This is a genomic window from Bradyrhizobium sp. NAS80.1 (genome assembly GCF_001908205.1).
In the GTDB taxonomy this organism is placed as follows: domain Bacteria; phylum Pseudomonadota; class Alphaproteobacteria; order Rhizobiales; family Xanthobacteraceae; genus Bradyrhizobium.
Genome location: NZ_LGHL01000055.1, coordinates 1 through 12,987 on the forward strand (window position 1 = coordinate 1; position 12,987 = coordinate 12,987).

12 protein-coding genes and 1 pseudogene are annotated in these 12,987 nt (G+C 61.4%); 7 read left to right on the forward strand and 6 right to left on the reverse strand.

Translation table 11 applies throughout. From position 1 onward, the window contains the following. Positions 1–343 precede the first annotated feature (343 nt). Together AC629_RS14315 and AC629_RS14320 are read right to left on the reverse strand one after the other, a co-directional pair. Positions 344–1,219 carry a polysaccharide deacetylase family protein gene (locus tag AC629_RS14315; protein WP_084805369.1) on the reverse strand — a complete coding sequence of 292 codons (876 nt, stop codon included), beginning with the start codon at positions 1,217–1,219 and terminating at the stop codon, positions 344–346. Positions 1,220–1,224: 5 nt separating this feature from the next. Continuing rightward, positions 1,225–2,331 (reverse strand): LLM class flavin-dependent oxidoreductase, encoded by a 1,107-nt coding sequence (locus tag AC629_RS14320; RefSeq protein ID WP_084805370.1) that lies wholly within the window; start codon positions 2,329–2,331, stop codon positions 1,225–1,227. 176 nt (positions 2,332–2,507) lie between these two features. Here AC629_RS14320 and AC629_RS48645 point away from each other — a divergent pair, with 176 nt between their 5' ends. From AC629_RS48645 to AC629_RS14350, 6 genes are all read left to right on the forward strand, one after another. Next, positions 2,508–3,083, forward strand: a complete 576-nt coding sequence (locus AC629_RS48645) for an FAD binding domain-containing protein (RefSeq protein WP_084805371.1) — start codon at positions 2,508–2,510, stop codon at positions 3,081–3,083. A 69-nt stretch (positions 3,084–3,152) separates the two neighbouring features. Further along, positions 3,153–4,436 (forward strand): amino acid ABC transporter substrate-binding protein, encoded by a 1,284-nt coding sequence (locus tag AC629_RS14330; RefSeq protein ID WP_084805372.1) that lies wholly within the window; start codon positions 3,153–3,155, stop codon positions 4,434–4,436. 110 nt (positions 4,437–4,546) lie between these two features. Continuing rightward, entirely contained in the window at positions 4,547–5,428 is an 882-nt protein-coding gene (locus tag AC629_RS14335) for a branched-chain amino acid ABC transporter permease (protein ID WP_084805373.1), read from the forward strand. After that, positions 5,425–6,384 carry a branched-chain amino acid ABC transporter permease gene (locus tag AC629_RS14340; protein WP_084805374.1) on the forward strand — a complete coding sequence of 320 codons (960 nt, stop codon included), beginning with the start codon at positions 5,425–5,427 and terminating at the stop codon, positions 6,382–6,384. Before AC629_RS14335 ends, AC629_RS14340 begins: the two co-directional genes overlap by 4 nt. Further along, positions 6,381–7,121, forward strand: a complete 741-nt coding sequence (locus AC629_RS14345) for an ABC transporter ATP-binding protein (RefSeq protein WP_084805375.1) — start codon at positions 6,381–6,383, stop codon at positions 7,119–7,121. The genes AC629_RS14340 and AC629_RS14345 overlap by 4 nt, the downstream gene beginning before the upstream one ends. Beyond that, complete coding sequence (locus tag AC629_RS14350) at positions 7,111–7,848, forward strand: ABC transporter ATP-binding protein (protein WP_084805376.1); 738 nt, start codon at positions 7,111–7,113, stop codon at positions 7,846–7,848. The genes AC629_RS14345 and AC629_RS14350 overlap by 11 nt, the downstream gene beginning before the upstream one ends. A 45-nt stretch (positions 7,849–7,893) precedes the next feature. On the opposite strand, the gene AC629_RS48650 is transcribed toward AC629_RS14350, so the two are convergent. The 3 genes from AC629_RS48650 to ggt all read right to left on the reverse strand — a co-directional run bounded on the left by AC629_RS48650 (position 7,894) and on the right by ggt (position 11,368). Further along, positions 7,894–8,547, reverse strand: a complete 654-nt coding sequence (locus tag AC629_RS48650; RefSeq protein ID WP_245331858.1) for a zinc-dependent alcohol dehydrogenase — start codon at positions 8,545–8,547, stop codon at positions 7,894–7,896. A gap of 4 nt (positions 8,548–8,551) precedes the next feature. Beyond that, entirely contained in the window at positions 8,552–9,046 is a 495-nt protein-coding gene (locus tag AC629_RS48655) for an alcohol dehydrogenase catalytic domain-containing protein (RefSeq protein WP_245331859.1), read from the reverse strand. Between the two features lie 585 nt (positions 9,047–9,631). Then, positions 9,632–11,368, reverse strand: a complete 1,737-nt coding sequence (gene ggt, locus AC629_RS14360) for a gamma-glutamyltransferase (protein WP_084805377.1) — start codon at positions 11,366–11,368, stop codon at positions 9,632–9,634. Positions 11,369–11,556: 188 nt separating this feature from the next. Here ggt and AC629_RS14365 point away from each other — a divergent pair. Then, positions 11,557–11,817 (forward strand): annotated as a pseudogene (locus AC629_RS14365) (non-homologous end joining protein Ku); the annotation flags it as partial. 35 nt (positions 11,818–11,852) lie between these two features. Here AC629_RS14365 and dinB read toward each other — a convergent pair. Beyond that, positions 11,853–12,956 (reverse strand): DNA polymerase IV, encoded by a 1,104-nt coding sequence (gene dinB / locus AC629_RS14370; RefSeq protein WP_084805378.1) that lies wholly within the window; start codon positions 12,954–12,956, stop codon positions 11,853–11,855. Between the last annotated feature and the right edge of the window lie 31 nt (positions 12,957–12,987).

A 12,987-nucleotide genomic window follows, 5' to 3' on the forward strand; every position in this document is an offset into this window, starting at 1 on the left:
CGAGAGTGAGGGAGGCCAGAGGGAATTCGGCTCCCGGGAGAGCGCGGCATAAGCCGTAAAGCCACTGCGCAGGGAAGGCCGTGTGTTGGGCTTCACCTGTCTGCCGCTGTGCATTTTTTCCTGCGCTACATGCGCACAGCGGACTCGTGGGTGCCAGCCGGCACCCGGCCTTCCCTGCGCCCTCTTGGTTCGAGAGAGGGCGGAGCGACGAAGCAAAGCTCGGGCGAATCGAGTCGCGAGAACGAGACCTTGTGTCCGGCATCGCGAGCCGTGTGGCGGGGTAGTTCAGCTGGTTAGAGCACGGGAATCATAATCCTGGGGTCGGGGGTTCGAGTCCGTCCCGCTACCACCTCGCCATCTCGGCGCGGTACCAGTCGCCGATTTCGCTTGCGGTCATCAGGGCGACGCCATCATGGCAGATGACATGGTCGAGCAGCGCCTCCAGATACTTGATCCGGTGCGGCACGCCGGTGATGTAAGGATGGATCGAGATCGCCATCACCCGCGCATTGTCGGCGCCTTCGAGATAAAGGCGGTCGAACTGGTCGGTACAGCGCTTCAAAAACTGCTCGGACGGCAAATGCTGTAGCGCATGGATGACAATGTCGTTGGTCTCCACTGAATAGGGGATGGTGGTGATGGTGCCGTGGGGCGTGGCGATATCCTGCGGCAGATCGTCGATCACCCAGTCCGCGACATATTCGATGCCGTTGAGACGGAGCAGGTCGAGCGTTGCCTCGGTTTCGGTGAGGCCCGGGCTCTCCCACGAGCGCGGCGGCTTGCCGGCGAACTTGGCGACGGTGTCGACCGCGCGCTTGATCGCGTCGGCCTGGTCGTCGAGCTTGTGCATCGGCCCCTGCAGGAAGCCATGGCCCATGAACTCGAAGCCGGCTTCCAGCGCGGCAGAGGCGACGCGGGGATAGGAGTTGCAGACATTGCCGTTGATCGCGAGCGTTACCGGGATGTTGCGCTCGGTGAGTGCCTTGAACTGACGCCAGAAACCCGCGCGCATGCCGTATTCGTGCCACGACCAGTTCGGTACGTCGGGCAACAGCGGCTGCCCCATTGGTGGCGACAGCACAGTACGAGGCATGGCGCTTTCGATCCGCCATTCCTCGACGTTGAGGATGACCCAGACGGCGAGCCGCTTGTCGGCGGGCAGCTTGAGTTTCGGGCGGTCGACCTGCGCCAGATAGGGGATGCGATCGGAGAGAGCCATCACGCTCAACCTGCGGCGTCGCGGCTACGGGCACAGGCGGCGTTGACGCGCGGCATGACTTTCTCGGCCATCAGGATCATAGAGCGGCGGCCGAGCTCGCGGTCGCGCCAGTCCTTGCCGGCGTAGAGGAGAGTGCCGAAGGTGCCGACTTCTTCCTGGAAAGCCAGCAACTGGTCGGCTACGCTCTCCGGTGTGCCGTAGATGATGAGTTTATCGCAGATCGACTCCAGCGTCACCTCATCATCGGGCTGGTCGCGCCGGGTCTTGAACAGCTCGATGCGACCACTTCGCTTCAGCTTGGTGAAGAGCGAGCGATGGTAATAGACATAAGGACCGTTCGGATCGGTGGCATAGGCCTTGGCGGTCGCGATGTCCTTGGCGACGAATACGCTTTTGGCCACGCGCCAGTTGGCGGAATCGGTCGGACGGCCGACGCGCTCGCAGCCTTCGACATATTTCGGCCAGTGGCTCTTCACCCAGGCCGGCATCAGGAAGTTGGCGGAAATCGGTTCCCAGCCGCGCGCGGCCGCCTCAGTGACGCCGTTGGAGAAGGGCGCGACCGCAGTGACCACAATCGGCGGATGCGGACGCTGCAACGGCTTTGCGATAAAGCCCTGGCCGATGTCTTCGATCAGGGTTTTTTCGATCGAGATGTTCCAGTATTTGCCCGAAAGATTATAGGGCGGGTTGGCGTCCCAGATCGCCAGCACCTGGTTGATCGCCTCCAAAAACATCGCATTGCGATCGGCCTTGAGATTGCCAAACAGCTCGGCGTCCGACAGCAGGCCGCCCGGGCTAATGCCGAAAATCAGCCGGCCGTCGAGCATGTGGTCGAGCATTGCGATGGAGGCGGCAATTGCAGCCGGATGGCTGTTCGGCATGTTGACCGTGCCGGTGCCGAGCTTGATCTGCTTGGTGGCGGCGGCAAGCCAGGCGATGAAAGCGATGCAGGAAGTGATGTTTTCGGCGCGGTCGGTGACGTGCTCGCCGACATAGGCTTCCGAAAAGCCGAGCTCATCCGCCAGCAGGAAGGCTTCCCGGTCCTCCTTCAGGGATTGTCGCCAATCCTTTCCCAAGGGATGGATCGGCATCGTGAAGAACCCGAGTTTCATGATCTCTGCGCCTCCCCGAACCATTCCTGGTTGGCGGGAGCGTGTGTCGGCAGATCGATCAAGGCAAGTCCGAAAGTCGAAAAGATCTCAAACTCATGCAGCTTGACCTTTGAAAAGTCGCACCCTCTAATCTCCTCAAAAGTAGAAAATCAGGGGCCGGGGAGGGGCTTGCCTGAATGAAAGCCTCGGCTTTCGCCTACGCACGCGCGACCAGCGTTGCCAATGCGCGGGAGCTGCTTGCCGTGCATGGAGAGAAGGCTAGGGTGCTTTCGGGCGGGCAAAGCCTGATCCCCGCGATCAATCTGCAGCTGGTTGGGCCGGAGGCGATCGTCGATATCGGCGAACTTACCGAATTGCGCAGAATCGCGGTCAAGGGCGAAACGCTCGTCATCGGCGCGCTGACCCGGCATGCCGATCTCCTGAAATCATCCGACATTGTGAAATGCGCGCCGCGCATCGAACTGAATGAGCTTGCACGGATCGTCTATTTCCGTCCTGACACCCTGCCGACGGGCATGGTCGACTACTTGGTGCCGATGTTCGGCAAGATGCCGGACACCGACGTCGGCCATGTCGTCTCGCCGACGCGCGAATCCGAGCTCGGCACCAAGGGCGCGGGCGAGGCCGGTACCGCGGGGGCGGCCGCGGCCGTGACCAACGCGGTCAATGATGCGCTCAAACCGTTCGGGACAATAATTACCGAGATTCCCCTGACACCGCAGGTTATCCTGACGGCCTTGGGGCAAATCTGACGAGGAACGACGCCGGCAAGCCAAACGCGATCACGCCAAACAGCAATTACCTAAGGGAGAGAACCGCCAATGTCGAAGAAGGTCTCCAAGCCAAGATCGATTTCCCGCCGCCGCCTGCTGGCGACTGCGGGCGCGGCACTTGCGGCCTCGCCGCTCGGCGTCGACCTGCTGCAGGCGCAGCAGGCGCCGATCAGGATCGGCATGAGCATGCCGCAAACCGGCGGTCTCGCAGGCGGCGGCAAGGCTTCGCTGCTCGGCATCGAGATCTGGCGTGACGACGTCAACGCCAAGGGCGGGCTGCTCGGCGGCCGCAAGGTCGAACTTGTCGTCTATGACGACAAGTCGAGTGCTGCGGAGACGCCGGCGATCTATTCGAAGCTGATCGATGTCGACAAGGTCGACCTCTTGTTCGCGCCCTATGCGACCGTGCCGACGGCGCCGATCATGCCGATGGTCAAGCAGCGTGGACTTCTGCTGATCGGCAATTTCTCATTCCAGGTCAACAGCAAGATCGGCCACGACATGTGGTTCAACAATGCGCCGTGGGGCCCGCCTGACAGTTGGGCGGCTTCGTTTCTCGATATCGGTCAGAAGGCCGGCGGAAAATCCATGGCGTTGCTGACGGCGGACCAGGAATTCGCCCAGAATCTGGCTAAGACCGCGCGTGAAGTCGCAGCCAAGCGCACCCTGCCGATCGTATTCGACCAGGCATATCCACCGAACACGGTCGAGTTTTCCAGCATCATCCGTGCGCTCAAGGCGACCAAGCCCGACATCGTTTATGTCGCGTCTTATCCGCCGGACTCGGCCGGCATTCTGCGCGCCGTGAACGAGATCGGCGTCGGCGACAGCGTCAAGGTTTTCGGCGGCGGCATGGTCGGCCTGCAGTTCGGCGCCGTGATGGAGAATATGGGCTCGCTGCTCAACGGCGTCGTCAACTACAACTCATGGCTCCCGGAAAAGAGCATGTATTTCGAGGGAACCAAGGAGTTCTTCGACAAGTACACGAAACGGGCTGTGGAAGCCAAAGTCGACCCGCTCGGTTACTATCTGGCGCCGTTCGGCTATGCCAGCGGCCAGCTGATTGAGCAGGCCATCAAGAAGGTGGGTTCGCTGGATCAAAAAGCGCTCGCAAAATATCTTCGCGAAAACACCCACAACACCATCGTTGGTGCGATCGCGTTTTCGCCTGATGGTGAGCGCAAGGAAACCGCAGTGCTGCAGGCCCAGTTCCGCGGCGTCGTGGATAAGAACATGGAGCAGTTCCGCAGTTCGGGCAAGCAGGTGATCCTGTTCCCGGAGAATCTGAAATCCGGCGAGTTGGTCGCTCCGTTCGAGGCCGCGCGGAAATAGGCGGGTTATCGCGAGGCTGTCCGGGTGAAATCGCCCCGGGCAGGGGATCGGATACCCCCGGCACGAGCTGATCGGGGAAGCGGCTCAAGCCGGGTCAAGGGGGATCTCAATTGTTTTCATTGGATCTGCTGCTCGATGCCGTGGTGATCGGGGTGCTGCTCGGCTGCTTCTATGGCGCGGTCAGCCTCGGATTGTCGGTGTCGTTCGGCCTGCTCGACGTCCCTCATGTGGCGCATCCGGCGTTTCTGGTGCTGGCGTCCTACGCGGTGTATTTCCTCAACGAGAATTATGCCGTTGATCCGCTGGTCGCCGGGATCCTGATCACCCCGGTATTCTTCCTGTTCGGGCTTGCGACCTATCGCCTGTACTACGAAACGTTCGAGAAGCGAGGCAGCGACGCTGGGGTACGCGGCATCGCCTTCTTCTTCGGCGTCGCCTTCATCATTGAAGTGCTGATCATCCTGCAATTCGGCGTCGATCAGCGCTCTGTCACCGCCGATTATATCGGCAAGGCGTGGCGTCTCGGCGATATCCGCATTCCGTACCGGCTTCTGGTTGCCTTTGCTATCGCAACCGCACTGACCGTCCTGCTCACGCTGTATTTGTCGCGGACCTTCATGGGACGCGCTATCCGCGCGGTCGCGCAGGACCAGGAGGCGTTACGGTTGATGGGCACCAACCCGGTCAAGATCAAGCAGTGGGCATTCGGCATCGCCACCGCCGTGCTCGGGATCGCCGGCGCCCTGCTGATCATCGTCGCTCCCGTCGATCCAACACTTGGCCGTGCCTATATCGGGCGCACATTCTGCGTCGTAGTGATGGCGGGGCTAGGCAGCATGAGCGGGACGCTCGTCGCCGCCATCATTCTCGGTGTCGCCGAGTCGATTGTGCTCACCATGTTCGGTGCTTCCTGGGCACCGGCGATTTCCTTTGCGATATTGCTCGGCATTCTTGCCGTACGGCCGCAGGGCCTGTTTGGCAGGCGACCATGAAACGCAACGGCGTTGCTTTCTGGAGTGGAGCGGCCGTCTTTCTCGCCGCCGTCTTTGCGATGACACAGGTCGTCGGCAACCAGTATCCATTCTTTGCCGGCTACGTCATACTGCAGTTCATCGCGCTTGCCGTCGCATGGAGTATCCTTGGTGGTTATGCGGGTTATGTGAATTTCGGCACCAGCGCGTTTTTCGGCGTTGGCGTATATACCTCGGTATTCCTGGTCAGTGCCTTTGGCGCACCGCTTCCCCTGCAGATCCTGACCGGCGCCGCGGTCGGCGCGCTCATGGGGTTTGCGCTCGGTCTCCTGACGCTTCGCATGCAGGGTATTTATTTCTCGATCGCGACGATTGCACTGACGATCATCATCGAGACGACGATAACGAACTGGCGATACGTCGGCGGAGCCGCGGGCATTCAGATTCAACGGCCGGCGGTAACGGCGCCGTTCGACAGCTATGTGCAGATGCTATTCTTCGTCCAGGCTCTCCTCGTGGTGCTGGCGGTTGCGATATCGCGCTACATCCAGAACTCATGGATCGGCCGCGGCCTGCAGGCGCTCAGGGACGACGAACTCGCGGCCGAATGCACGGGCGTGCCGACCTTGCGATTGAAGCTGATCGCCTGTGTGATCTCAGGCGCGCTGATGTGTGCCGTCGGCGCACCCGCTGCGATGTACCTGCAATATGCGGACCCTGGGTCCGCGTTCAATCTTAATTACTCCGTCACGACACTGGCGATGTCGCTGATCGGCGGAACTGCGCATTGGTCCGGACCGATCATCGGCGCGATCGTGCTCGGAACGACGCAGCAATTTCTGACGGTAACGATCTCGTCGGAGGTCAACGTGCTGGTGCTCGGTGTGATGCTGGTACTTTTTGTAGTAGGCGCACCAGAGGGCATCATCGGCCTGGTCCGCAAGTTGCGCGGCAACCGCAAGGAGGGTGAGGCATGACGCTCTCCGACATCCAGTCGCCCCTGCTGAGGATTTCAGCGCTTACCAAGCGTTTCGGCGGGTTCACGGCGCTCCATAATGTCAGCGTCGACATTCGGCCCGGTGAGCGGTTCGGCCTGATCGGCCCGAACGGCTCGGGCAAGACCACGCTGATCAACTGCATTTCCGGCGCGTTTCGCACCGAACCCGGCACCATCCTGTTTTGTGATGAGGACATCACGCTGCTGCAGCCGCACGTGCGCACGCGCCGCGGCATTGCCCGCAGCTTCCAGATTCCGCGACCGTTCAGGAGCATGACAGTCGCCGAAAATCTCATGGTTGCGCTCGACTTTGCCGCGCACGAGCATGTCTCGGTGACGCAGCGGCGAGACACCATGATGTCGATCCTGAATCAAATGGGCCTTGGGTCGAAGGCCAACGTCTCGGCTACGCAGCTTAGTCAGGTGGAATTGCGCAAGATGGAACTTGCGCGTGCGATGGCGACGCATCCGAAGCTCTTGATTTCGGACGAGGCAATGGCAGGCCTCTCAAGTTCGGAAGTCGATGAAGTGCTTGATCTGCTGTTGAGCCTTGCAAGCCGGGACATCACTATCATCATGATCGAGCATATCATGCAGGCCGTGATGCGCTTCTCCGAACGCGTAATGTGTCTTGACGCCGGCAGGATCATCGCGATCGGCACGCCATCCGAAGTCATGGCCGACCAGCGCGTGCAGGAGGCTTACCTTGGCACTTAGCCTTGCCATCAATGATCTTGATGCAGGTTACGGCGCCGTGAAGGCGTTGCGCGGCGTTTCGCTCCATGTCGAAGCCGGCGAAACCGTTGCCTTGCTCGGTACCAACGGCAACGGCAAGAGCACGCTGATGAAGTGCATCGCGGGCCTGGTGCGGCCGCAACGTGGTGTTATATCGCTTACGATCGACGGTGCGGCGCACGATCTGTCCCGTCTGTCGACCGAAGACATCGTCGAGCTCGGCGTAGCGATGGTTCCAGAGGGCCGGCGTTTGTTCCCCCGGCTGACCGTGCTGGAGAACCTGATGCTCGGTGCGTTCCGCAAGGCTGCCCGGCGCAGTATCGACCGCAATCTTGCGGTCGCTTTCGAAACGTTTCCCGTCCTCAAGGAGCGGCAGGGGCAGCTCGCGGGCACCATGTCAGGCGGACAACAGCAGATGCTGGCGATCGCGCGCGCCTTGATGTCGTCACCACGCTTGCTATTGGTCGACGAACCTTCCGTGGGTCTCTCGCCACTCCTGGTCTCGCAGACTATCACCAAGATCGGCGAGCTCAATCAGAACCGCGGCCTGACGGTGCTGATGGCGGAGCAGAACTTCAATCAGGCGATCCGGATCGCCAGCCGCGGCTACATCATTGTCCATGGTGAAATCGTCGTGGCGGCCGCTTCGGTCGACGAATTGAGGGGCAACGACATCGTCAAGCGGCTCTATCTTGGTGGCGCCGCGTGATTGCTCGCTGATGCACCGAAGGTGCGGAGCGACGCGTCGGTCGCACTATTCCGCGTCGCCGTCGCCGGTGGCGGCCTGCCGGTTGGTGACAACGACCTTGATAGCGTCGCCGATCCGTTCGCGCGCGTAACGAAGCGCGGTCGGCAGGTCGGCGAGCGGAAACGTGTGGTTATGAATCTTGGTCGCATCGAACCGCCTTTCGGCCATCAGCGCCATTGCGCGGCGGGTCGCACTGCGACCTTCACCGCGAATGCCGTAGAGATAGATGTTGTTCTTGGCGAGTTGGGCGATGTCGAGTGTGACGCGCTCATGCGGGAATGCGGCGAGGCAGATCTTGCCACCGCGATTTGTCATGCGGATCGCCTGCTCGATCGTAGCCTCGGTGCCCGCACATTCGACGACGTAGTCCGCGCCGATTCCGCCGGTGAGTTCCTTGACGACCGCGACGGCGTCTTCATCGTTGATATTGATCGTGCGATCGGCGCCCAGCCCCTTGCCGATGGCCAGGCGCTTGTTGCGCGTCCCCGTCAGGATCACTGGGCTCGCGCCGATCGCTTTCGCGACTGCAACCGCCAACAGGCCGATTGTCCCCGGGCCAATCACGACCACGCTTTCGCCGGCCGCGAGCCCACCCAGTTCAGTCAGGCAGTACATCGATGTGCCGGCAGTGACGACCAGCGTCGCCTCGGCATCGCTCATCGTATCAGGCACACGTGCCAGCGTGTTGATGTGGTTGACGGCATACTCCGCAAAGCCGCCGTCGGTGGTGAAGCCGTTTGCGCGGTGGACCTTTCTCCGGTTTGCCGTAGTTCAGGCATGAGGTGTACATGCCTTGGCGGCAGCGCTTGCACTGGCCGCAGCCGGCATGGATCTCCACGCTGATGCGTTCGCCGATCTCATATTCGTCGACGTCTGGCCCGAGCGCGACCACCGTGCCCATATATTCATGGCCAGGCGTAAAGTTCTTGTTGAAGGGCAGGCCGCCCAAGATGCTCGCGGGCGAGCCGGAGTGGATGATCTCGAGGTCGGTGGCGCAAATCGCCACTGCGTCGATGCGGATCAGCACCTCCACACGGCCCGGCATCGGCACCGGCTTGTCACGAAGGAGAAGCTCGTCCGGGCCTCCAAGCACCCAGGCCTTCATCTGCGAAGGGATAGCATAGTCCGCTGAGGTGCGGACGCCGGCCAGCTTGATCATCGCGTTTCCTCCGAACCCCACAGACTAGCGGAATTGCCAGCATTTTCTAGTTGGGCGGCTAGCTCCGGAATGCCTTCGCGCCGCGCAACGTACGGGCAGCTCTCTCGGCGTCGGCGAGGAGCGTTTCGGTCTCGCTGTGCTTGGTATCCACGACGGCTCCGGCGGAAAGGCCAGGGGCTTCGACTTGCGGTCTTCAATATTGTTCCTGAATTGGGTCTCAAACCGACAGTTCTGGTTGAGAGTAGTCCTGGGCGAGGAGCGGGACGGGCTGATTCAGCGTGCGCCCGACAACAAGGTTACGCGCGTCCCCTGAGGGGAGGGGAGAGAGCGAGTAGTCTAATGACGAGACAGTCGCTTCGCTGGTTGGGGTATGTCGGTCGGCCCTGCGCGGACAGCCTCTTGGTGAGGCTGTCCGCGCACACGTGCACGGCCTGTGTCTTGGATTATCTGCCGACGCCCTGACCGACGGCGCGCGACTAGGCGACCTGCGCCTTGCAGACCAGGTGCGTGGCGCAGAAAGGTGCATTGGCGATATGGCAGTTGGCGGTATCGTCTCTTCCTATTCACCGTCTTCTCAATTTGCCATCAATAGCCCGCCGCTAGTCCCGAGTTGCGGCGTGGATCGTTGGCGCCATAGTAGCGGTTGTTGCCCACTTGCTTGCCGTTGAGTGACGGCGCGCCGACGATAATGACTGCGAGATGGTTTGCCGGTTGCGGCGGCCCGAACTTGTGGCCCATACCTTCTAGGATCTTGCGCGTGTCAGGTGACAGCGCATAGTTCTCGACGTTGGTCAGATCCGGTAGCCATTGCTGGTGAATTCGCGGCATGTCGACGGCTTCCTGCGCGTTCATGTCGTAGTCGATCGCGTTGATCATGGTCTGCAAGACTGCCGTGATGATGCGGCTGCCGCCGGGCGTGCCCACCACCATGACGGTCTTGCCGTCCTTGGTGACGATGGTCGGGCTCATCGAGGACAGCGGCCGCTTGCCTGGTGCGATGGCATTGGCCGCGCCCTGCACCAGGCCATAAAGGTTCGGCACCCCGACCTTGGCGGTGAAGTCGTCCATTTCATCGTTCAGCAGCACGCCAGTCTTTGCCGCCGTCACCTTGGCGCCAAACCAGTCGTTCAGCGTATAGGTCACTGATACCGCGTTGCCGTCCTTGTCCGCGATCGAATAGTGCGTGGTGTTGCTGCCCTCGTGCGGCGCGACGCCCGGCTTGATGTCCTTGGAGACGCCAGCTTTGTTCGGGTCGATCACAGTACGGATCTTGGCCGCGTAGCTCTTGTCGAGGAGCCGGTCGAGGGGGTTTTTCACGAAGTCCGGATCGCCGAGGTAGCTGTTGCGGTCCACGTAAGCGTGGCGCATGGCTTCGATCTGCACGTGCACGGACTGCGCGGAGTGGTAGCCCAGCTCCTTGAGCGGATAGCCCTCCAGGATATTGAGGATCTCGCAGATAATGACGCCACCCGAGCTCGGCGGCGGCGCGGAGATCACGTGGTAGCCGCGATAGTCGCATTCGACAGGTGCGAGCTCGCGCGTCTTGTAGCTGTCGAGGTCATCTTGCGTGATTAGACCTTTGCCGGCTTGGCTCGATGCCACGATGGCGCTGCCGACCCAGCCCTTGTAGAAACCGTCTGTGCCCTTGTTGCTGATCTCGCGCAGGGTTTTGGCCAGCTCGGATTGCACCAGTTTATCGCCTACGTCGAACGGCTGGCCGTTCTTGAGGAAAATGGCGCTCGATGCGGGATCGCCCCTGAAATCGTCGGTCGCCGTGCGCAGCAGGTCGATGTCACCCTGGTCGAGCACAAATCCCTGTTCTGCCAGCTGGATAGCTGGGGCGATCAGGTCCGCGCGCTTCATGGTGCCGTATTTCTCGCGCGCATATTCCATGCCCGAGACGGAGCCGGGCACGCCCACGGCTAGATGCCCCTTGGTCGAGATGCCCTTGATGACGTTGCCATCCTTGTCGAGATACATGTTGGCAGTGGCGTTCTTGGGCGCCGTCTCGCGGAAGTCGAGGAAGGTCTTGCGGCCATCGGCGAGCTGGATCGTCATGAAGCCGCCACCTCCGAGATTACCAGCTGCTGGGTAGGCGACCGCCAGGGTATAACCGACGGCCACAGCGGCATCGACCGCATTGCCACCGCGCTTCAGCACATCGACGCCCACCTGGGTCGCCAGATGCTGCGCGGACACCACCATGCCGTTTTCCGCAGCGACCGGCGCAACCGACGCTGCGCGCGCTGGGCTGAACGTGACGAGGCTGACTGATGTGATCGCGGCGACGATCCACCGCGCAATTGGTTGTGGTTTCGGCATGGGACGTTCCTTAAGCTGGGCCGGTGATGCAAGCGGCGGAGAACCGGCTGCCGAGATCAAAGCAGCGCTCGCGCCAATTAGCAAATATCGATTCGTAGCGGTCGAGCCGGCCCCCGATCTGGAGATTCAGCCAGCGGCACTACCGTTACGATTAGAATGGTATGCGGGCGCGTCCCGTGAACGTCCATCTGGTCCTGACCAACCGCGAGCACATCATTGCCCTCGAGCCGACGGACAAGGGGCTCGTTGGCACACTGCTGCGCTACCCCTGCGAGGTGCGCAGCGAGCGGGAGTATTTCGACGCGATCCAGGATGTCAAAGTCACCAAAGACATGCTCGACCTCGCAAAGCACATCGGCAACCAGAAGACGGGCACGTTCGACCCCGAGAAATTCGAGGATCATTACGAGACCGCGCTGGTCGACCTGATCAACCAGAAGCGCGCGGGCTCACGCGAGTGGTGATTGCGTCGGCGCAATCTGCATCAAAGCCCGAAGTCCAGCTGCGGCTCCGCATCGTCCCCGATCTGGAGGGAAGACAGCGACACCCCCAAAAGGCGCACTGGTTTCGGGAGGGGCATATTGTCCTTCAGCAAGCCGATCGTCAGCTCTGCGAGATCATGCCGGCTCGCGACGGGCGAAACGACGGACCGGCTGCGCGTGATGATCTCGAAGTCGGCGAACTTCACCTTCAGCGTTACCGCTCGGCCTCGTGTCCCTGCCGATTCGCAGTATCGCCAGACTTTGTCTATCAGCGGCTCTAGCTCGGCGAGCATGGCATCGAACTCGGTGAGGTCGATCGAGAACGTGTTCTCCGCACCGACAGACTTTCGGATCCGGTTAGCTCGCACGGGCCGTTCGTCGACGCCGCGCGAGATCCAGTAATAGTATGCACCTGATTTGCCGAAGTTCGCGTTCATGAACTCCAGCGTCTGGTTGCGCATGTCTAGACCGGTGAAGATGCCCAAGGCATTCATCTTCGCGCTCGTCGCCGGCCCTATCCCGTGGAATTTTCCTACGGGCAGTATCTCCACGAATGCCGGTCCCATCTCCGGCGAGATGACGAATTGACCATTGGGTTTGCGGTGATCGGAAGCGAGTTTCGCCAAAAACTTGTTGTAGGAGATGCCGGCCGAGGCGTTGAGGCCAGTCTCCGCCTTAATCTTTTCGCGGATGCGCAAGGCGATGTCCCTGGCGAAGGGGATGCCTTGTAGGTTTTCTGTGACGTCGAGGTAGGCCTCATCGAGAGATAGAGGCTCGATGATCGGCGTGTGCTCCGCGAAGATCTCGCGAATCTGCCGGCTGATTGCCTTGTAGACCTCGAAGCGCGGCTTGACGAAGATCAGGTCGGGACACTGTCGCTTCGCGGTGACGGAGGCCATGGCGGAGCGGACACCGAACTTGCGGGCTTCGTAGCTCGCGGCTGCTACTACACCGCGCTCCGCCGAGCCGCCTACCGCGACGGGCTTGCCGCGAAGATCCGGATTGTCCCGCTGCTCGACCGACGCGTAGAAGGGTAGAGTAGGCGATGAGCGCCAGTTCCGCCTTACGGCGGATGGTTTCTCATCGCCTCTCGCCGAACCGGACATGCGCCTTTCGGTACGCATCCGGCTCTCCAGA

What these genes read in the sequence shown, in the direction of transcription:
- AC629_RS14340 (WP_084805374.1), top strand. Translation starts at nt 5,425, where the DNA reads ATGAAACGCAACGGCGTTGCTTTCTGGAGTGGAGCGGCCGTCTTTCTC.
- ggt (WP_084805377.1), bottom strand. Translation starts at nt 11,368, where the DNA reads ATGCCGAAACCACAACCAATTGCGCGGTGGATCGTCGCCGCGATCACA.
- AC629_RS14315 (WP_084805369.1), bottom strand. Translation starts at nt 1,219, where the DNA reads ATGGCTCTCTCCGATCGCATCCCCTATCTGGCGCAGGTCGACCGCCCG.
- AC629_RS14330 (WP_084805372.1), top strand. Translation starts at nt 3,153, where the DNA reads ATGTCGAAGAAGGTCTCCAAGCCAAGATCGATTTCCCGCCGCCGCCTG.
- AC629_RS14345 (WP_084805375.1), top strand. Translation starts at nt 6,381, where the DNA reads ATGACGCTCTCCGACATCCAGTCGCCCCTGCTGAGGATTTCAGCGCTT.
- AC629_RS48650 (WP_245331858.1), bottom strand. Translation starts at nt 8,547, where the DNA reads ATGAGCGATGCCGAGGCGACGCTGGTCGTCACTGCCGGCACATCGATG.
- AC629_RS48655 (WP_245331859.1), bottom strand. Translation starts at nt 9,046, where the DNA reads ATGATCAAGCTGGCCGGCGTCCGCACCTCAGCGGACTATGCTATCCCT.
- dinB (WP_084805378.1), bottom strand. Translation starts at nt 12,956, where the DNA reads ATGTCCGGTTCGGCGAGAGGCGATGAGAAACCATCCGCCGTAAGGCGG.
- AC629_RS14320 (WP_084805370.1), bottom strand. Translation starts at nt 2,331, where the DNA reads ATGAAACTCGGGTTCTTCACGATGCCGATCCATCCCTTGGGAAAGGAT.
- AC629_RS48645 (WP_084805371.1), top strand. Translation starts at nt 2,508, where the DNA reads ATGAAAGCCTCGGCTTTCGCCTACGCACGCGCGACCAGCGTTGCCAAT.